This is a genomic window from Methylocella sp. (genome assembly GCF_041905455.1).
Lineage (GTDB): Bacteria > Pseudomonadota > Alphaproteobacteria > Rhizobiales > Beijerinckiaceae > Methylocapsa.
The window spans coordinates 1-17,476 of record NZ_JAYRLA010000031.1; the positions used below are offsets into that span (position 1 = coordinate 1).

Below are 17,476 nucleotides of genomic sequence, written 5' to 3' on the forward strand. Positions count from 1 at the left end.
ACTTCTTCGCCAGACTCAAGCAATACCGCGCGATCGCAACACGCTACGACAAGACCGCCCGAATTTTCCTCGGTGCTGTCCATCTCGCAGCCAGCGTGATCTGGCTCAATTGACGACAGGCTCTAATGTTTATTGCTAAGTTGGGCGCTAAATCCGTCCGCCAGTTTTTGCGCGGCGAGGCCGGTGGCGAAAAACTTGCCGAGTTTCGCCGACGGCGCCTGCGATCTCGCATCGACGCTAAACTGACCAAGAACCGAATAGGCGTCGCCCGCTTGCTGGCCGCCGACCGATCCCCTCACCGGTATGAGCTCGCCGGAAGGCGTCGAGACGGCGACCGGCACGAGGGCTACATTGAAGTCTCTGTAGCCGAGCGTTAGCTCGGCCGCCTGCTGCGTCGTGGAGCCGTTCGCCGTTATCCCGACAGTCTGCGTCTGCCCGAACAATAATGGCGTGTTGCCGCTTTGGGCGCAGCCGCAGAGAAAGGCGCAAAAGATAGTTGAATTCACAGGAATGAACAATATTTTCATGGTGTCGCCTCAAGCCTTCACTGCATGACGCAAAGCGCGTTAAGAGTAGTATTAAGCCGCCTAAACTTTTCGATATCGGATTCGTGCTCCGGCATGAGCACAAGTCGGCATGTGTCGTCCAGGTAAAGTTTTGACGTCTTGTAGTAGCCAAGCATCATTGAGGAGTCGCCGGCAAAGAGCCCGACGCCGGTGGCCTTTACGGCTCTGGGTGAACCTGGAGAATTCGGCTCAACCAAAACAACTGGCGTGGCGATAACGAGCGATCGCGTAACCGCCCCGTCGGAATTGGTTTTTTCAATGAAAGCGCAGCCCGAGACGCCAAGCGTCAGCAGGCCCGGCAGGCACGCGTAAGCAATGTCGCCCACGATCCGGCGGCTAAAAAAGACGGTCTTTCCGAGCATTGCGGCGCGCCGCTGGCGCTTCACAAAACGCCGCGCCGAGCGCATACTTGCTTCAGAAAAATTGATCACTTCTGTTTTTTCCATTTTAGCAAAACAGTAAAAAGGGAGGATAAAATGATTTTAGTCGACTCGACAATCCTAACCGAGATCGCGCCTCACGTAACGGGGAAAAAACGCGAAGCGCAGAAAAACATTATCGCCGCCGTTGGTGAAGTCATCGGCGACACGCTGCCGCCGTACCAAATCAACAATCGGCTCAGGCTCGCGCATTTCCTCGCGCAAATATGCCATGAATCGGACGGCTTCTGCACGACGGTGGAATATGCCTCCGGCGACAAATATGAGGGTAAAAAAAGTCTTGGAAACATTAAACCCGGCGATGGCAGGCGCTTCAAGGGGCGCGGCCTGATCCAGCTGACCGGGCGCGCGAACTACCAGAAATACGGCGATTTGCTCGGCCTCGATTTGATCGCAAATCCCGATCTCGCCGCCGAACCAGCGAATGCTTTGCGCATCGCCTGCCAGTTTTGGAAGAATAACGACCTGAATACGCTCGCCGATCAGGATAACCTGGTCGCCATCACGGAGAAGATCAACGGCGGCCAGAACGGAATTGAGAGCCGCAGAGCCTATCTTTCCCGCGCCAAGGCGGCGCTCGCCCGCATCGAGGCTTTCGCCGTTCCAGCGGTCGTCGACGCGCAACCGACATTGCGGCGCGGTTCGAAAGGCGACGCGGTGGCGAACCTTCAGGAGCAGTTGCGGAACGCGGGCTATCCGATCGCCGTCGACGGCGATTTTGGCGCCGCGACCGAAGTCGCGGTCATGCACTTTCAAGCGGCGAACGCGCTCGCCTCCGATGGAATCGTCGGCCCGAAAACATGGTCGGCGCTCCGGGGGTCGGCGAATGGAATCGATTTGGGCGCAACCGCGCTAACGCCAAAAACGCCAGTTACGGCTATAACCGCGAAGACGGATGCAACGGACAAGACCAAGCAGACCTGAAACATGACATATCGTAGCCGGTGGGGCGGCACAGTTGAACGCGTCGCCCTGGCGGCGGCGCTGGCGTTTGGGGCCGGCGCCGCTCGCGCCCAGACGACGCACTGCCGCGAGGGTGAATCCACGTTCTTCTCCTGTCAGCTTCGCGCCGCCGTTCTGTCGATTTGCGGCGGCGCCGACGGCGCGATCCAATACAGGTTCGGCCCGCTCGGAGCCGCTAAACTCGTCCTGCCGTCCAAACCCGCCGATCAGGACGTCGTCAGTTCCGGCTTGCTGACCTTTTCAGGCGGCGGCGGCGCGTATGTCGCGTTCGCCAATTCTCCTTTTCGCTATGTCGTCTATACTGCGATCGTTCGGGGAGAAGGCGACAGGGCGGGGGTGGTTATTGAAAGAAGCGGGCGCAGGATCGGTGCGCTGACCTGCTCCGCTGCGCCGAAGTCGGAATTGGGGCCGGAGTTGTTCGCCAGGTTAGGGCTCGCGCGCGACGCTTCGGGCTTCGACCTGCCTTGATGGCGCCTCTTGAGCGCCATTAACCAATTCTTCACCCCGAATTGAGAAGTCTCGGACCTATGGCGCCGCCGCATCCGGGCTCCGCGCGTTCACGCTCGTCGCGTCCGCGCGATCCCGCGACCACGGAAGCTGAATGATAACCCTTTATCATCACCCGCTCTGCGCCCATTCGCGTTTCGTGCGCCTGCTGCTCGGCGAATATGGCGTCGAGCCCCGTCTCATCGAGGAGGACGCCTTCGAGCGGCGGCGCGACTTCCTGATCCTCGATCCCGCAGGCGAGACGCCGGTGATGATCGAGCATCCCAACATCGTCGCGCCGGGCGCCGCCGTGATCGCCGAATATTTCGACGAGACGCGCGGCGTCGCGCTCGGCAGGCACCGTCTCCTGCCGGAGGACCCGCTCTCGCGCATCGAGGTGCGCCGCCTTTACGGCTGGTTCGCCGACAAGTTCTTCCGCGAGGTGACCGACTGGCTGGTGACCGAGAAGGTCTACAAGCGCTACCGCCCGCGCGAGAGGGGCGGCGGCGCGCCCGACATGGAGCTGGTGCGCGCGGCGCGGGCGAACATCCGCACCCATCTGCGTTATATCGAATATCTCTCCGGCGCGCGGAAATGGCTCGCGGGCGACCGGCTGTCGCACGCCGACCTCGCCGCCGCGGCGCAGCTCTCCTGCGTCGATTTTCTGGGCGACGTCCCATGGGAAGACTACGAAGCGGCGAAGCTCTGGTATTCGAAGGTGAAGTCGCGTCCGGCCTTCCGCTCGCTGCTCGCCGACCGCCTGCCGGGACTCTCGCCGGCGCCGGTCTACGCCGACCTCGATTTTTGAGCGAGACGCTTCTCTCGCGGGTGAGGGCGAAGGCGCTGGAGCTCGGTTTCGACGCGCTGCGCGTCGCGCCCGCGCGCTTGTCCGCGCAGGAAAGCGAACGGCTCGGCGCGTGGCTCGCCGCGGGCTTCCACGGCGACATGGACTGGATGGAGACGACGGCGGAGCGCCGCGTCGATCCGCAAAGCCTGTTCGCGCAGGCGAGATCCGTGCTGATGCTCGGCCTCAACTATGGGCCGGACGAAGACCCGCGCGAGGTCTTCAAGGACCGGACGGCCGGGGCGGTCTCCGTCTACGCCCGCCATCGCGACTATCATGACGTGCTCAAGGGAAGGCTCAAGGAGCTCGCCGGCTTCCTCGTCGCGACGGCGCGCCGCTCGGGCGAGGCGCCCGGCGTCAAGGTCTTCGTCGACACCGCCCCGGTGATGGAGAAGCCGCTGGCGCAGGCCTCGGGGCTCGGCTGGCAGGGCAAGCACACCAATCTCGTCTCGCGCGAGTTCGGCTCCTGGCTGTTCCTCGGCTCGATCTTCACGACGCTGGAGCTCGAGCCGGACGCTCCCGAGGAGGACCATTGCGGCTCCTGCCGCGCCTGCCTCGACGCCTGCCCGACGCAGGCCTTTCCGAGGCCTTACGTGCTCGACGCGCGCCGCTGCGTCTCCTATCTGACCATCGAGCACAAGGGCCACATTCCCCCTGAGCTGCGCGAAAAAATCGGCGCGCGCGTCTACGGCTGCGACGACTGCCTCGCCGCCTGCCCGTGGAACAAGTTCGCGCAGGCTGGGCGCGAGGCGAAGCTGCAGGCGCGCGAGGATCTGCGCGCGCCGAAGCTCGATTTCCTGCTTCGCCTCGACGAAGCCGCTTTTCGCGCGTTCTTCGCGGGCGGGCCGGTCAAGCGCGTCGGCCATGCGCGCTTCATGCGCAACGCGCTGATCGCCGCCGGCAATTCGCGCGCGCCGGAGCTCGCCGAGCCCGTCGCCGCGCATCTTGGCGCATCCGATCCGCTCGTCCGCGCCATGGCGGTATGGGCGCTCGGGCGGATCGACAGGGCGCTGCTGGCGGAGCGCTCCGCCCTCGCCGCGCGCGAGGAGGACGCGCAAACGCGCCGCGAGTGGGCCGCGGCGCTCGAGAGTTGTGAAGAGGGTCGGCTGACATGAAGCTTTTCGCCTTTGGCCTTGGCTATTGCGCCCGGGATTTCATCGCCCGCTTCGGCGACCTGTTCGACTCGATCGCAGGCACGACCCGCTCGGCCGAGAAGGCGGCCGCGCTCGGGAGCGAGACGCTCGAGGCCCTGGTGTTCGGACCCGACGGCGAGGATCCGGCGATCGTCCCGAAGATGCTCGCGGCCGACGTGCTTCTCATCTCGATCCCGCCGGGCGTCTCGGTCGATCCCGTGCTGGCGCGCTTCGGCCAGAAGATCGCCGCGATGCGCTCGCCGCAGATCATCGTCTATCTCTCGACCATCGGCGTCTACGGGGACCGGCAGGGCGAATGGGTCGACGAGGACGGCCAGCCGACGCCGACCTCGCAGCGCTCGAAGACGCGGCTCAACGCCGAGAAGGCGTGGGCGGCGATCGGGCGCAGCCGCGACAAGACCGTGCATATCCTGCGGCTCGCCGGCATCTACGGGCCGGGCCGCAACGCGCTCGTCAACCTCAGGGAGGGCCGGGCGCATCGCGTCGTGAAGGAGGGCCAGGTGTTCAACCGCGTCCATGTCGAGGACATCAGCCGGGCGATCGCCGCCGCCATCGCCCATGAGGGGCCCGGCGGCGTGTGGAACGTCGCCGACGACGCGCCCTCGCCGCCGCAGGACGTCGTCTCCTACGCCGCGGACCTGATGGGCGTCGAGCCGCCTCCGGAGACCTCGCTCGAGGAGGCGGAGGGCCTCTCGGCGATGACGCGCAGCTTCTACGCCGAGAACAAGCGCGCCTCGAACCGCAAGCTCAAGGAGGAGCTGCGCGTCGATCTCGCCTTCCCGACCTATCGCGCCGGTCTCGACGCGCTGTGGGAGGCGGGGGAGGGGCGCTAGATCGCGTTCAGCGGAGTCCAATTCCCTGAACGCGCTCCAGCTATTTGTCTAAACGCGTTTTCTCAACGCAAAAGTCTGCAACTTTTGCTGAAAACGCTCCAGCTTCGCGCGCCTCGCTCAGGCCGGCGCCTTCTCCAGCGACTGGATGACGTTGAAGCCCTCGAACTCCGGGTGTCCCAGCGTCAGCGGCTTGCGCTGTCCCGCCTGCGCATGGGCGGCGCGGAACGCCGCGGAGCGGGTCCAGGCGAGGAAGTCGGCCTCGTCGGCGAACATCGTGTGCGACGAATAGAGGACGTGATCCTCACGCTCCGGCCCGCGCAGCAGATGGAAGGCGATGAAGCCCGGGACCTCGTTAAGATGCGAGTCGCGCGTCAGCCAGACGTCTTCGAAGGCCTTCGTTTCGTCCTTCAGAACCTTGAACCTGTTCATGGCGATGTACATGCGAAAACGCCTCCTGCGGGGATTCGAGCGCTCTTAACCCATTTGCCGCGGCCGCGCACGTCGGGGCGAGACTTCGCGACGTGGAATCCGCGGAACCTTTGCGCTAACATGCTGGTTTCGCCAGGAAAGCCGGAGCGCAGCGCAAGCTGCGGCGCGCCATGCCCGAACCCGTGAAGTTTCTCCTTCGACACGCTCTGATCGGGATCGCGATCGGCCTTTTCGTGGTGTTGATCATCGTCGTCGAGGACGTCGCCCATCTGTATACGCTCATCGCCAGCTCGGCGGACCGCTGGCTGTGGCTGTTCCTGCTCGCAGCCTCTTTCGGGCTGACCTTCGGCAGCCTGCAGATGGGAATGGCGGTGATGCTGATGCCGCGCGACGAGGAGGATTAGAACGCGTTCAGCGAAATCCCGTTCGCTGAACGCGCGCTTCTCAGCGCTTCTCAAGCGCCGCCGACGTCTGCTTGGCGAGCGCCTTCGAGACCTCGTCGACGTTGTTGCGGAACATCGTGAGATAGGTCGCGGCGGGCCCGTCGGGCGGCGACAGCGATTCGACGTAAAGCTCGCCGCCGGGCTCCGCGCCGGTCGCCGCGGCGATCTGCTGCACAAGGCGCTGGTCGTTGGAGTTCTCGAAGAAATAGACGGCGACGTGCTCGCGCTTGATCTGCTCGATCAGCTTCGCGACGGCGGCGGCCGAGGCTTCCGTCTCGGTCGAGAAGCCGACCGGAGCGAGGAAGGTCACGCCATATTCGCGGCCGAAATAGCCGAAGGCGTCATGGCTCGTCAGGATCTTGCGCTGCTCCTTCGGCGTCGCGTCGATCTTTTCGCGCGCATAGGCGTCGGCGGCCTTGAGCTTCTCGACATAGGCCGCGGCGTTGGCCTTGAACGCGGCGGCGTCCTCGGGGTCGGCGGCGACGAGCGCCTTCTCGATATTGCCGGCCCAGACGACGACGTTGAGCGGGTTGTTCCACACATGCGGATCGACGACCGTCTTGCCGTCCTCCTCCATCTTGTACGTCTTGACGCCGTTTGAGGCGACGATCGGCTCGCCCTTGTAGCCGGCGCCCTTGGCGAGGCGCTTGAACCAGGTTTCAAGACCGTCGCCGCTGACGAAGGCGAGGTCGGCGCCCTTCAGCGCGCGCGCGTCCGAGGGAGAAGGCTCGAACTCGTGCGGATCGCCGTTCGGCGGCACGAAGCTTTTCACCCGCACGTGGTCGCCGCCGATCTCGCGCACGACGTCGGCGAGCACGGTGAAGCTCGCGACGACGTCGAGCGTGCGCGCGGCCGCAGGGGCGGCCGAAAGGAGGAGGGCGGCGCAGAGGAGCGCGCCGGAAAGGGGCTTGGGACGCATGGAGGACCTCCTGACGTTTGAAACAGCCTCAGCCGGCGAGATGCGGCGGCGGAAACAGCCGCCGGACGAGGCCGGACGGTGAAAAAAGCAGCGACAGCGCGTAGACGAGGGCGGCCGAAAGGATGATCGTCGGACCCGAGGCGAGCCCGAGGTGGAACGACACGATCAGCCCGCAATATCCCGACGCCGCCGCCGTCGCCGCCGCGACGAGCGCCATGCCCGGCAGGGTGCGCGCCCACAGGGCGGCGACGGAGGCGGGCAGCATCATCAGCCCGACGGCCATCAGCGTGCCGAGCGCCTGGAAGCCCGCGACGAGGTTGAGCACGACGAGAAAGAGCAGGAGCAGGTGATAGAACGGCCCGTGGCCGCCGACCGAGCGCAGGAAGCCCGGATCGAAGCATTCGAGCGCGAGCGGCCGGTAGACGAGGGCGAGCGCGAGCAGCGTCAGCGAGGCGATCGCCCCGATCATCACGAGCGCCTCGCCGTCGATGGCGAGGATCGTTCCGAACAGCACGTGCAGCAGATCGACGTTGGAGCCGCGCAGGGAGACGATGAGCACGCCGAGCGCGAGCGAGGCGAGATAGAAGCTGGCGAGGCTCGCGTCCTCCTTCAGCGCCGTCGTGCGGCTGACGACGCCTGAGAGAAGCGCGACGGCGAGGCCGGCGACGAGCCCGCCGAGTCCCATCGCCGGCAGCGAAAGGCCGCCGGCGACGAGGAAGCCGACCGCGGCGCCCGGCAGCACGGCGTGGCTGATGGCGTCGCCGGCGAGGCTCATGCGGCGCAGCATCAAAAGCACGCCGACAGGCCCCGAGCCGAGGCCGAGCGCGAAGCAGGCGACGAGGGCGCGGCGCATGAAGCCGTAGTCGACGAAGGGCTCGACCAGCAGGGCGGAAAGGGTGGTCATGCGGCCCCGGCGCAGACCGGCGCGTGGTCGAGCTCCGCTTCGGGCGCCGCCTCCGCGCGGCGCAGGTTCGCTTCGCTCAGCGTGGTCTCGGTGGGGCCGAAGGCGATCTTTTCACGCGCGAGCAGCAGGGTCTGCGGGAAATGCGCGCGCACCTGCGCGAGGTCGTGCGCCACGGCGAGAATGGCGCGGCCTTCCTCATGCCAGGCGCGCACGACGGCCAGAAGATCGCGCGTCGTGCGCGCATCGACGGCGGCGAAGGGCTCGTCGAGAAGGATCACCTGGGCGTCCTGGACGATCAGCCGCGCGAACAGCACGCGCTGCAACTGGCCGACCGACAGCGAGCCGATGGGCCGGCGCTCGAAGCCCTTGAGCCCGACTTGCTCGAGCGCCTCGCGCGCCCGCAGGGCGACGTTTTTCGGCGTCGCGCCGAAGGCGCCGATCTCGCGCCAGGCGCCGAGCAGCACGACCTCGGCGACGCAAAGCGGAAAGCGGCGGTCGATTTCCGCGGCCTGCGGCAGATAGGCGATCGCGCCGGCGGAGCGCATGATCCGGCCTTGCGACAGCGGCGCCTCGCCGACGATCGCCTTGAGCAGCGTCGACTTTCCCGCGCCGTTCGGGCCGACGATCGCCGTCAGGCTGCCCGGCGCGAAGACGCAGCTCACGTGGTGGACCGCGGGGTGCCGATCGTAGGCGATCGTGACGTTTTCAAGCGTGAGCGCGGCGGGCGCCGCGCCGATGCGCTCGATCAGGGCCCGCTCACGCGTCATTGCAGGCGCGCCGCCCAGAAAATCGCGGTCCAGAGCGCGGCGAGGATCAGCGCCGCGCCGGCGACGCGCTGCGCCGCGGGGCGGGCGAGAAGGGAATGCTGGAACGGATCGCGCATCGAACGGCCTCATGTATGAAACGCTATAACATAACATAGCGGGCGGTGGTCAAGCAGCGGCGCTGCGAACGCGTTTTCAGGCCCCTTGCGCCAGCGCGGCGACGTGTGCGGCGCTCGAGCGCTCCAGCGCGTCGAGGTTGTAGCCGCCTTCGAGGAAGGACACGAGGCGGCCGTCGCAGCAGCGGTCGGCGGCCTCGACCAGCTTCAGCGTGATCCAGGCGAAATCCTCTTCGGTCAGCCGCAGATCGCCGAGCGGATCGGCGAAATGGGCGTCGAATCCGGCCGAGACGAGGATGAGGTCGGGACGGAAGGCGTCGAGAGCCGGCAGGATGCGCGCCTCCATCGCCTCGCGGAAGCGCGCGCCGCCGTCGCCCGAGCGCAGCGGCGCGTTGACGATGTTGCCGGCCCCGGTCTCCGAAACCTCGCCGGTATAGGGAAACAGCGGCATCTCATGCGTCGAGCCGAAAAAGACGTCGCGATCCTCCCAGAAGATCTGCTGCGTGCCGTTGCCGTGATGCACGTCGAAATCGACGATGGCGACGCGCCCGGCGCCGTGGCGCTTGCGCGCGTAGAGCGCGGCGGCGGCGATGTTGTTGAACAGGCAGAAGCCCATCACGCGGTTTCGCTCGGCGTGATGGCCGGGCGGACGCACGGCCAGAAAGGCGTTGCGCGCTTCGTGCGCCGGATCGAACACGCGGTCCACCGCGAGCAGCCCGGCGCCGACGGCGCGATAGGCGGCCTCGAGCGAGCCGGCGGAGATCGCCGTGTCGTCGTCGAAGGCGTAGGGGAAGTCCTCGCGCCCGGCCGCGGCCTTCACGCGCAGAAGATGCTCCGGCCCGTGGGCGCGCACGATGGCCGCCTCGACGTCGTCGCGCAACGGCGCGAGCTCGCGCGCGAGCCTGTCGAAGCGCGGGGCTGCGAGCGCCTCTTCGATCGCCGAAACGCGCTGCGGCCGCTCGGGATGGCCGACGCCGGGGCGATGGTCGAGAAACGCCGGATGGGTGACGAACAAAGTGCTCACGGGCCGTCCTCCCGAGGCCGCCCGGACGAGCGATGGCGCCGGCGCGGCGCCGCCAAGGCCCATCTTCAGGAACGAGCGCCTGTCCTCGCTCGACCGTCCGTCGCGGCGATCGACTCGGAGGCGCCAGTCTAGACCGCTCGCGCGGCGATTGTCATTGGCTCGATACGGCGGAGGCTGGCGGCGCAGGGGCGGCCGCCTCCGCCTGAGCGATGAAACGGGCGATCTCCCCGATCGTCGCCGCCTCCGCGAGAAACGGCGCGTGGCCCTGGCCCGCGACCGTGAGCGTCTGCGCGCCCGGATGGCGCCGCGTCATCTCGCGCACGGTCTCGGGCGAGAGCAGATCGGACGTCTCGCCTCTCAGGATCATCAGCGGGACGTCGCGCAGCGCGTCGAACAGCGCCCACATCTTTTCCGTCAGCCCGTCGTCGGGAGCGAACTCGGCGAAGGCCTTGCCGATCGCCGGATCGTAACGGGCGCCGACGCGTCCCGCCTCGTCGACGAAGGTCGCCGCCGCATAGGCGCGCCAGGACTCCTCCGGCACCGAGAAGCCGGACATGGTCCTTTTCAGATAGGCGACGCCCTCCTCGAGCGTCGTCGGCGGGGGGTATTTGCCTACGTAGCCGCGGATGCGGTCGAGCCCGCGCCGCTCGATGACGGGGCCGATGTCGTTCAGCACGACGCCCGCCAGACAGGACGGACGCAACGCGCCGAGCAGCATGGCGAGCATGCCGCCGCGCGAGGTGCCGACGAAAAAGGCCCGCTCGATCCCGGCGAAGTCGAGCGCGCGCAGGATGTCGTCGCCCTCGACGGGCAATGAATAGTTGCGCCAATCCGGGTCGAAAGCCGAGCGCCCGCGCCCGCGATAGTCGAGCGCCAGCACGCGCCGTCGCCGTTCTCCCGCCGCGCCGCTCGAAAGCGCCTGCGCCAGCGGCGCGAAATCAGCGCTGTTGCGCGTGAGGCCGGGGAGGCAGACGACGGGCGGGCCGTCGGTCTGCGCCGCGCCGTAGTCGCGCATGAAAAGGCGCAGGCCGTCGCGGCTTTCGAAGAAACGCTCGGCGAAGGGCGCGGCTTCGTGATTCTCGGCTCTGGTCGCCATGTGCGTCTCGCGTCGCGCGCCGCGGGCGATCAGGCGAATCGCGCCCGTCCTGGCGCAAGGGACGCGGCAGGAAAGCTTTTACCTAAACTTCAGGCCTTTGGAACCATGCCAAAAACGCGATGTTAGGCGCGCATGAGCGAAAACGCCGCGCACCCGCTGATTCTCGTCGTCGAGGACGAGCCGCTCGTGCGCATGTTCGGCGCTGACGTGCTCGAAGGCGCAGGCTTCTGCGTCATCGAGGCCGCCAACGCCGACGAGGCCCTGAGCGTGCTCGCGCAGCGCTCCGACGTCGCCGCCGTCGTCACCGACGTCGAGATGCCGGGCTCGCTCGACGGGCTGGACCTTGCGTGGCGCATCAAGGACCGCTGGCCGCGCATCGGCGTCGTGCTCACCTCCGGCCGCTGGAGCCGGCGGCGCGGGGAAATTCCAAACGGCGGCGCCTTCGTGCCCAAGCCCTACGCCTCGTCGACCCTGCTGAGCGAGGTCGAGGCGGTGATCCGCCACGCCCGCCGCGTCGGCTGAGCCGCGCCGGTCACGGGCCGGCGTCGGCCTTCTGCATCGAAGCCTGCGTCGCGAAGCGGGCGCGATAGACGGCCATGTTCTCGATGACGCGCTGGACGTAGTTGCGCGTCTCCGTGAACGGGATGCGCTCGACCCAGTCGATCGGATCGACGCCGGGCTTGCGCGGATCGCCATAGGCTTCGAGCCATTGCTTCACGCGCCCGCCGCCGGCGTTGTAGGCGGCGAAAGTCAGGATATGCGAGCCGCGATGCGCGGCGAGCAGGTCGCCGAGATGGGCGGCGCCGAGCTGCGCGTTGAACGCGGCGTCCGAGGTGAGGCGCCCTTCGTCGAAGGCGACGCCGGCCTTCTGCGCCGTCGCCCGCGCGGTCGAGGACAGCATCTGCATCAGCCCCCGCGCGCCGGCGCCCGAGACGGCGGAGGGGTTGAACGCGCTCTCCTGCCGGGCGATGGCGTAGACCACCGAAGGCTCGGCCGAACCGCGCAGCGGCTGGAAATCCGGCACGCCGTAGGAGGGGAAGGCGAGGTCGTCGAGCGCGACGCCGCGCTGGCTCGCGAGCTTGCCGATGGTCAGCGACAGGTTGGCGTCGCGCTGGCGGTCGACGACGCGGGCGAGCGCGCCGACTTGCGCCGGGTCGGGCAGGTTGCGCGCGGCCTCGATCGCGAGCGGCGTCGCCAGCCCCTTTTCGCCGGCGGCGAAATAGACGTCGAGGACGTCGACCGCTTCGTTGCGCGCGCCCTCCGGCGCCGCGGCGACGACGGCGCGGACCGGCGTCGCGGCGACGCCGAGGCGCTCGCGCGCAAGCTGGCCGTAATAGTTCGACGCATAGGCCGCGGCCTTGCGGTAGAAGCCCTCCGCCTCCGACGGCTCGCGCATCGCCTCGGCGGCGCGGCCGCGCCAGTAGGCGGCGCGCGAGGCCGACATCGGCGTCTGCGCCAGATCGTCGAGGGCGGCGAAATGGCCGGCGGCGAGCTTCGGATCGTTGAGGAAGCGCAGAGCGATCCAGCCCGCGTGGAACTCCGCCTCGAGCTTCATCTCGCGCGAGGCCGCCGAATGCTCCGAGACAAGCTTGTAGGCGGCTTTGGCGTCGCCGAGGTCGAGCAGCTTGCGCGCGAGCAGGCGCCGCTCGACCCACCATTCGTCGCCGTCGACGATGACGGCGGGGTCGCGCGGCGCGCTCGCGAGGATCGCCGCCGCCGCCTCGAATTTTTCGGCGCGGCGCAGCTTCTGGATCATCGCGAACTTGTAGCCGGGATCCTCCCGCAGCGCGGGCGGCACGGCGGCGAAGGCGCGCTCGTTCGGCGCGTTGGCGATGACCGAGGCGCGCGCCCGCGCCAGGGCGAGGACGTCCGGGCCGGCGAGCGCGGCGGCGCGCAGCCCGTCGGCGGCCTGCTCCTTGTAGAGCAGCCGGTCGGCGCGGAACTTGTGGTCGGCCTTGTCGAGAAAGGCGCCGAACTCGGCGCGCACGCGCGTCTCGAAGGCGGCGTTGAGGTCGTGGTTGCGCCACACGTCCTTGACGAGGGCGCTCGCCTTCGCGGTCTCGCCGTCGTCGCGCAGCGCCCGCGCGAGGGCGAGCTTGCCGGCCGGCGTGCGCGGCGCGGCGTCGGCGAAGAAGCTCTCGATCATCTTGTTCGAGCGCTTGTCGCCGTAGAGCGCCTCCTCGGCGCGCCGCCGCAGCCAGTCCTGCGCCGGCCAGTCGGGATGCGCGGCGGCGAAGGCGGCGACCCGCTCGAAGCCGGCCTCGCGCGGGAAAAGACGCAGCGCCGCCCAGTCGAGGGCCGTGCGGACGACCTTGTCTTTCTCGTCGCGCGCCGCCGCGTCGCCCGCGGCGAGGCCGCCGCTCCGATAGAGGCCGAGCGCTTCCTTGAGGCCTGCGAGGTCGCGCGCGTCCGCGAGGGCGGGGGCCGCGGGAGGCGACGCGGCCGGCTCGCTCGCGAGGCCGGCGCGGCGCGCGGCCTCCTCGTCGGGATCGTCCGGCGCGGCGAGGAAAGGCGCCGCCGGCGCGTTCGGGCGCGCCTCGCCCGCGGCAAGTTGGCGAAGCTGCTCGGACAGGCGCGCGAGATCGAACGCGCCGCGCTGATGGATGAAGGCCGCGCCGAGGCCAAGGACGGCCGCGCTCGCCAGCACGGCGAAGCGCGCGGGGGCTCGGCGGAAGGAGAACAGGGCGCCGAGAGCTGCGGGCCCGCCGAGTTCGGAAAAAGACGACCGGCTTGTCATCCCTGGGTCACCCTGGCGTCGAGGCTCCGAAGCTGCAGTCTTGGCCGGGCCTCGTTAAGAAAAAGCTAAGCATGTCGCGCGCAGCCGGCGCCGCGACGCCCTCGCGGCGTCGTTCGAAAGTCTTTGCGAAAGCGGCGCGGACGTTTATGTGTCGTCCAGACCTTGCGCCACGGCGCCGCCCACGATTTGAAAGGCGCACTGAGCCTTCAAATTATGGCGGCGGTCAGGCGCGGCAGCGACGATGGAGCATAAATGACGGCCAAGACGGCTTTCCGCGGTTCGATCACCGCGCTCGTCACGCCGTTCCGCGACGGCGCGTTCGACGAGGCGAGCTATCGCGCCCTGATCGACTGGCAGATCCAGAGCGGCACGCACGGCCTCTCGCCGGCCGGCACCACGGGCGAAGCGCCGACGCTCTCGCATGAGGAGCACCGCCGCGTCATCGCCGCCTGCGTGAAGGAGGCGGCCGGCCGCGTCCCCGTCATCGCCGGGACGGGCTCGAACAACACGAAGGAGGCGATCGAGCTCTCGCGCTACGCCGAAAGCGTCGGCGCGGACGGGCTGCTCGTGGTCGCGCCCTATTACAACAAGCCCTCGCAGGAGGGGCTCTATCTTCACTATCGAGCGATCAACGACGCCGTCGGAATCCCGATCATCGTCTACAACATCCCGCCGCGCTCGGTCGTCGACGTCTCCGTCGACACCATGAAGCGCCTCTACGAGCTCAAGAACGTCGTCGGCGTCAAGGACGCGACGGGCAACCTCGCCCGCACCGCGCAGCAGCGCGAGGCGCTGGGGCCGGACTTCATCCAGCTTTCGGGCGAGGACCTCACGGCGGTGGCGGTCATGGCGCTCGGCGGCCACGGCTGCATCTCGGTCACCTCGAACGTCGCGCCGCGGCTGTGCGCCGACATGCAGGACGCCTGCCTCTCCAATGATTTCGCCCGCGCGCTCAAGATCAACGACCGCCTGAGCCCGCTGCATCAGGCGCTGTTCCTCGAGCCCAATCCGGCGGGGCCGAAATATGCGCTCGGCCTTCTCGGCAAGATCGCCGAGGAGCTGCGCCAGCCGATGCTGAAGGCCTCCGCGCGCGTGCATGAGCCGCTGCGCGCCGCGCTCGCTCACGCCGGCCTGCTCGTCGACGCCTGAGGCGCGCTCAGGTGGCGCCCAGGAAAGAGAGCCTCTACAAGGTCGCGGCGGACAATCGCAAGGCGCGCCACAATTACGAGATCGGCGAGAGCTTCGAGGCCGGGCTGATGCTGACCGGCACGGAGGTCAAGTCGCTGCGCACCGGCAAGGCGACCATCGCCGAGAGCTACGTCTCGGTGAACCGCGCGGGCGAGGTCTTTCTCGTCAACGCCACGATCCCGGAATACCTGCAGGCGAACCGCTTCAACCACGAGCCCAAGCGCCCGAGAAAGCTGCTCCTGCACATGCGCGAGATCGCGCGGCTTGAGCAGGGCGCCGAGCGCGAGGGCATGACCATCGTGCCGCTGAAGATCTATTTCAACGACCGCGGCCGGGCCAAGGTCGAGATCGCGCTGGCCAAGGGCAAGCAGCTGCATGACAAGCGCGAGAGCGAGAAGAAACGCGACTGGGACCGCGAGAAGGGCCGCCTGTTGCGCGAGAAGGGCTGAAGCGCCGCCGCCCGGGCGCATCCGGATCGAGCCAAAGTCTGTCTGAGAGAGCCATGTCCCACAACAGCTTCGGCCATCTCTTCCGCGTCACGACCTTCGGCGAGAGCCACGGGCCGGCGCTCGGCTGCGTCGTCGACGGCTGCCCGGCGGGGTTGAAGCTGTCCGAGGCCGACATTCAACCGTTCCTCGACCGGCGCAAGCCCGGCCAGAGCCGCTTCACCACGCAGCGGCGCGAGGCCGACGCGGTGAAGATCCTGTCGGGCGTGTTCGAGGACGCCTCGACCGGCGGCCAGGTGACCACCGGAACGCCGATCGCGCTGCTGATCGAGAACACCGACCAGCGCTCGAAGGACTACGCCGCGATCGCGGCGGCCTATCGCCCGGGCCACGCTGATTACGTCTATGACGCCAAATACGGGGTTCGCGACTATCGCGGCGGCGGGCGCTCCTCGGCGCGCGAGACGGCCGCGCGCGTCGCCGCCGGCGCGGTGGCGCGCAAGGTCGTCCCCGGCGTCTCGATCCGCGGCGCGCTCATTCAGATCGGCCCGCACGCAATCGACCGCGCGAATTGGGACTGGGCCGAGGTCGACCGCAATCCGTTCTTCTGCCCGGACGCGAAGGCGGCGGCGTTGTTCGAGGGCTATCTCGACGGCGTGCGCAAATCGGGCTCCTCCGTCGGCGCCGTGATCGAGATCGTCGCCGAGGGCGTTCCCGTCGGCTGGGGCGCGCCCGTCTACGGCAAGCTCGACGCCGATCTTTGCGCCGCGCTGATGTCGATCAACGCCGTCAAGGGGGTGGAGATCGGCGAGGGTTTTTCCGCCGCGGCGCTGTCTGGAGAAGAGAACGCCGACGAGATGCGGATGGGGAACGACGGCCGGCCGCTGTTTCTGTCGAATCACGCAGGGGGAATTCTGGGCGGCGTCTCGACCGGCCAGCCGATCGTCGCCCGCTTCGCGGTCAAGCCGACCTCCTCGATCCTGACGCCCCGCCGCAGCCTCGACCGCTTCGGCGCGGAGGTCGAGATCGTCACCAAGGGGCGCCACGACCCCTGCGTCGGCATCCGCGCCGTGCCGGTCGGCGAGGCGATGGCGGCGATCGTGCTCGCCGACCATTTTTTACGCGCCCGGGGCCAGCAGGGCGAGACGCCGGCATGGCCCTTTGCGCGGCCGGACGCGACGCCCTTGCGGGGCGAGGCGGTTTAGTGTAGCTGAACTCTCTCCGCAGGGCGGAGGCCTTTCGAGTGAAGCTTGGCGACTGGCTGAAGCAGAACAATGTCTCGCGAGCCGAATTCGCGCGCCGCACCGGGCTCTCGAAGGGCGCGGTCTCGCTTTTCTGCAATTCGTCCGAAGCCTGGGTATCGCGCGAGACGGCTCAGGAGATATTCCGCCAGACCGGCGGCGCGGTGACGCCCAATGATTTTCTCGCCATCGAAACCACGGAGAGCGCGGCGATGAGCCATGCCGTGTCAGCCGCCATCGAAGCGATCGCGCGCGGCGAGATCGTCGTCGTCACCGACGACGACGACCGCGAGAACGAGGGCGACCTCGTCTGCGCGGCCTCGCTGTGCGCCCCGGAGAAGATGGCCTTCATCATCCGCCATTGCTGCGGCATCGTCTGCGCGCCGCTCACCGCCGACGAGGCGCGCCGGCTCAACCTCGCGCCCATGGTGGCGGTCAACGACGCGCCGCTCGCCACGGCCTTCACCGTATCGGTCGACGTGCGCCATGGCCTGACCACCGGCATCTCCGCCGAGCAGCGCTCGAACACGGTCCGCGCGCTCGCCAACGGCAACATGGGCGCGGCCGACTTCGTGCGGCCCGGCCATGTCTTTCCGCTGATCGCCCGCGAGGGCGGCGTGCTGATGCGCTCGGGCCATACCGAGGCCGCCGTCGACCTCGTGCGGCTCGCCGGCCTGCCGCCGGTCGGCGTGATCTGCGAGCTCGCCAACGACGACGGCACGGTGATGGCCGGCCAGCAGATCGACGCTTTCGCCAGGGAGCACGGCCTCAAGCGCATCTCGGTCGCCGAGCTGATCGCCTACCGTCAGGCGCGCGAAAAGCTCGTCGAGCGCGTCGGCGTGTTCCATGTCGAGGGGCCGAGCGGCCCGCTGACCGGCTACGC

Annotated in this window: 21 protein-coding genes; 12 read left to right on the forward strand and 9 right to left on the reverse strand. The window is 68.2% G+C overall.

What is annotated here, in order from left to right; translation table 11 throughout:
* Nucleotides 1–113: transposase (locus ACE3OG_RS16145; RefSeq protein ID WP_374310414.1), on the forward strand; the 113-nt coding region annotated here is incomplete at its 5' end.
* A 9-nt stretch (nt 114–122) separates the two neighbouring features.
* Here ACE3OG_RS16145 and ACE3OG_RS16150 read toward each other — a convergent pair.
* Both ACE3OG_RS16150 and ACE3OG_RS16155 read right to left on the reverse strand, forming a co-directional pair.
* Nucleotides 123–527 carry a hypothetical protein gene (locus ACE3OG_RS16150; RefSeq protein WP_374310505.1) on the reverse strand — a complete coding sequence of 135 codons (405 nt, stop codon included), beginning with the start codon at nt 525–527 and terminating at the stop codon, nt 123–125.
* A 17-nt stretch (nt 528–544) separates the two neighbouring features.
* Complete coding sequence (locus ACE3OG_RS16155; RefSeq protein WP_374310508.1) at nt 545–997, reverse strand: hypothetical protein; 453 nt, start codon at nt 995–997, stop codon at nt 545–547.
* Nucleotides 998–1,042: 45 nt separating this feature from the next.
* Between ACE3OG_RS16155 and ACE3OG_RS16160 the strand changes: the two genes are divergently transcribed.
* The 5 genes from ACE3OG_RS16160 to ACE3OG_RS16180 all read left to right on the forward strand — a co-directional run bounded on the left by ACE3OG_RS16160 (nt 1,043) and on the right by ACE3OG_RS16180 (nt 5,286).
* Nucleotides 1,043–1,930, forward strand: a complete 888-nt coding sequence (locus ACE3OG_RS16160; RefSeq protein WP_374310511.1) for a peptidoglycan-binding protein — start codon at nt 1,043–1,045, stop codon at nt 1,928–1,930.
* A 3-nt stretch (nt 1,931–1,933) separates the two neighbouring features.
* Entirely contained in the window at nt 1,934–2,437 is a 504-nt protein-coding gene (locus ACE3OG_RS16165) for a hypothetical protein (protein WP_374310513.1), read from the forward strand.
* A gap of 133 nt (nt 2,438–2,570) precedes the next feature.
* Nucleotides 2,571–3,263: a glutathione S-transferase family protein gene (locus ACE3OG_RS16170; protein ID WP_374310515.1), complete on the forward strand. Its 693-nt coding sequence runs from the start codon at nt 2,571–2,573 to the stop codon at nt 3,261–3,263.
* Complete coding sequence (queG, locus tag ACE3OG_RS16175; RefSeq protein WP_374310517.1) at nt 3,260–4,414, forward strand: tRNA epoxyqueuosine(34) reductase QueG; 1,155 nt, start codon at nt 3,260–3,262, stop codon at nt 4,412–4,414. Before ACE3OG_RS16170 ends, queG begins: the two co-directional genes overlap by 4 nt.
* On the forward strand, nt 4,411–5,286 hold the full coding sequence (locus tag ACE3OG_RS16180; protein ID WP_374310519.1) for an SDR family oxidoreductase: 876 nt from the start codon (nt 4,411–4,413) through the stop codon (nt 5,284–5,286). The genes queG and ACE3OG_RS16180 overlap by 4 nt, the downstream gene beginning before the upstream one ends.
* 117 nt (nt 5,287–5,403) lie before the next feature.
* On the opposite strand, the gene ACE3OG_RS16185 is transcribed toward ACE3OG_RS16180, so the two are convergent.
* Nucleotides 5,404–5,727, reverse strand: coding sequence for an antibiotic biosynthesis monooxygenase (locus ACE3OG_RS16185; RefSeq protein ID WP_374310521.1), 324 nt, complete (start codon nt 5,725–5,727; stop codon nt 5,404–5,406).
* A gap of 158 nt (nt 5,728–5,885) precedes the next feature.
* Here ACE3OG_RS16185 and ACE3OG_RS16190 point away from each other — a divergent pair, with 158 nt between their 5' ends.
* A complete protein-coding gene (locus ACE3OG_RS16190) occupies nt 5,886–6,119 on the forward strand; it encodes a hypothetical protein (protein WP_374310523.1) in 234 nt (77 codons plus the stop codon).
* Between the two features lie 40 nt (nt 6,120–6,159).
* Here ACE3OG_RS16190 and ACE3OG_RS16195 read toward each other — a convergent pair whose 3' ends face one another.
* The 5 genes from ACE3OG_RS16195 to ACE3OG_RS16215 form a co-directional block, all read right to left on the reverse strand.
* The gene (locus ACE3OG_RS16195; RefSeq protein ID WP_374310525.1) at nt 6,160–7,077 is read right to left on the reverse strand and encodes a metal ABC transporter solute-binding protein, Zn/Mn family; all 918 of its coding nucleotides are present in this window, start codon (nt 7,075–7,077) and stop codon (nt 6,160–6,162) included.
* A 28-nt stretch (nt 7,078–7,105) separates the two neighbouring features.
* Nucleotides 7,106–7,981 carry a metal ABC transporter permease gene (locus tag ACE3OG_RS16200; protein ID WP_374310527.1) on the reverse strand — a complete coding sequence of 292 codons (876 nt, stop codon included), beginning with the start codon at nt 7,979–7,981 and terminating at the stop codon, nt 7,106–7,108.
* A complete protein-coding gene (locus ACE3OG_RS16205; protein WP_374310529.1) occupies nt 7,978–8,748 on the reverse strand; it encodes a metal ABC transporter ATP-binding protein in 771 nt (256 codons plus the stop codon). The genes ACE3OG_RS16200 and ACE3OG_RS16205 overlap by 4 nt, the downstream gene beginning before the upstream one ends.
* A gap of 192 nt (nt 8,749–8,940) precedes the next feature.
* The gene (locus tag ACE3OG_RS16210; protein ID WP_374310531.1) at nt 8,941–9,885 is read right to left on the reverse strand and encodes a histone deacetylase family protein; all 945 of its coding nucleotides are present in this window, start codon (nt 9,883–9,885) and stop codon (nt 8,941–8,943) included.
* A gap of 151 nt (nt 9,886–10,036) precedes the next feature.
* A complete protein-coding gene (locus ACE3OG_RS16215; protein ID WP_374310533.1) occupies nt 10,037–10,981 on the reverse strand; it encodes an alpha/beta fold hydrolase in 945 nt (314 codons plus the stop codon).
* 132 nt (nt 10,982–11,113) lie between these two features.
* Here ACE3OG_RS16215 and ACE3OG_RS16220 point away from each other — a divergent pair, with 132 nt between their 5' ends.
* Nucleotides 11,114–11,503 (forward strand): response regulator, encoded by a 390-nt coding sequence (locus tag ACE3OG_RS16220; RefSeq protein ID WP_374310535.1) that lies wholly within the window; start codon nt 11,114–11,116, stop codon nt 11,501–11,503.
* 10 nt (nt 11,504–11,513) lie between these two features.
* Here the strand turns inward: ACE3OG_RS16220 and ACE3OG_RS16225 are convergent, their stop codons facing one another.
* On the reverse strand, nt 11,514–13,718 hold the full coding sequence (locus tag ACE3OG_RS16225; RefSeq protein ID WP_374310537.1) for a lytic transglycosylase domain-containing protein: 2,205 nt from the start codon (nt 13,716–13,718) through the stop codon (nt 11,514–11,516).
* Between the two features lie 252 nt (nt 13,719–13,970).
* On the opposite strand from ACE3OG_RS16225, the gene dapA reads away from it, so the two are divergent.
* From dapA to ribB, 4 genes are all read left to right on the forward strand, one after another.
* Entirely contained in the window at nt 13,971–14,867 is an 897-nt protein-coding gene (gene dapA, locus ACE3OG_RS16230) for a 4-hydroxy-tetrahydrodipicolinate synthase (RefSeq protein ID WP_374310539.1), read from the forward strand.
* Between the two features lie 11 nt (nt 14,868–14,878).
* Nucleotides 14,879–15,355, forward strand: a complete 477-nt coding sequence (gene smpB / locus ACE3OG_RS16235; protein ID WP_374310541.1) for an SsrA-binding protein SmpB — start codon at nt 14,879–14,881, stop codon at nt 15,353–15,355.
* 53 nt (nt 15,356–15,408) lie between these two features.
* The gene (aroC, locus tag ACE3OG_RS16240) at nt 15,409–16,557 is read left to right on the forward strand and encodes a chorismate synthase (RefSeq protein ID WP_374310543.1); all 1,149 of its coding nucleotides are present in this window, start codon (nt 15,409–15,411) and stop codon (nt 16,555–16,557) included.
* A 38-nt stretch (nt 16,558–16,595) separates the two neighbouring features.
* The coding region (gene ribB / locus ACE3OG_RS16245; RefSeq protein ID WP_374310546.1) for a 3,4-dihydroxy-2-butanone-4-phosphate synthase at nt 16,596–17,476 on the forward strand (881 nt) is incomplete at its 3' end.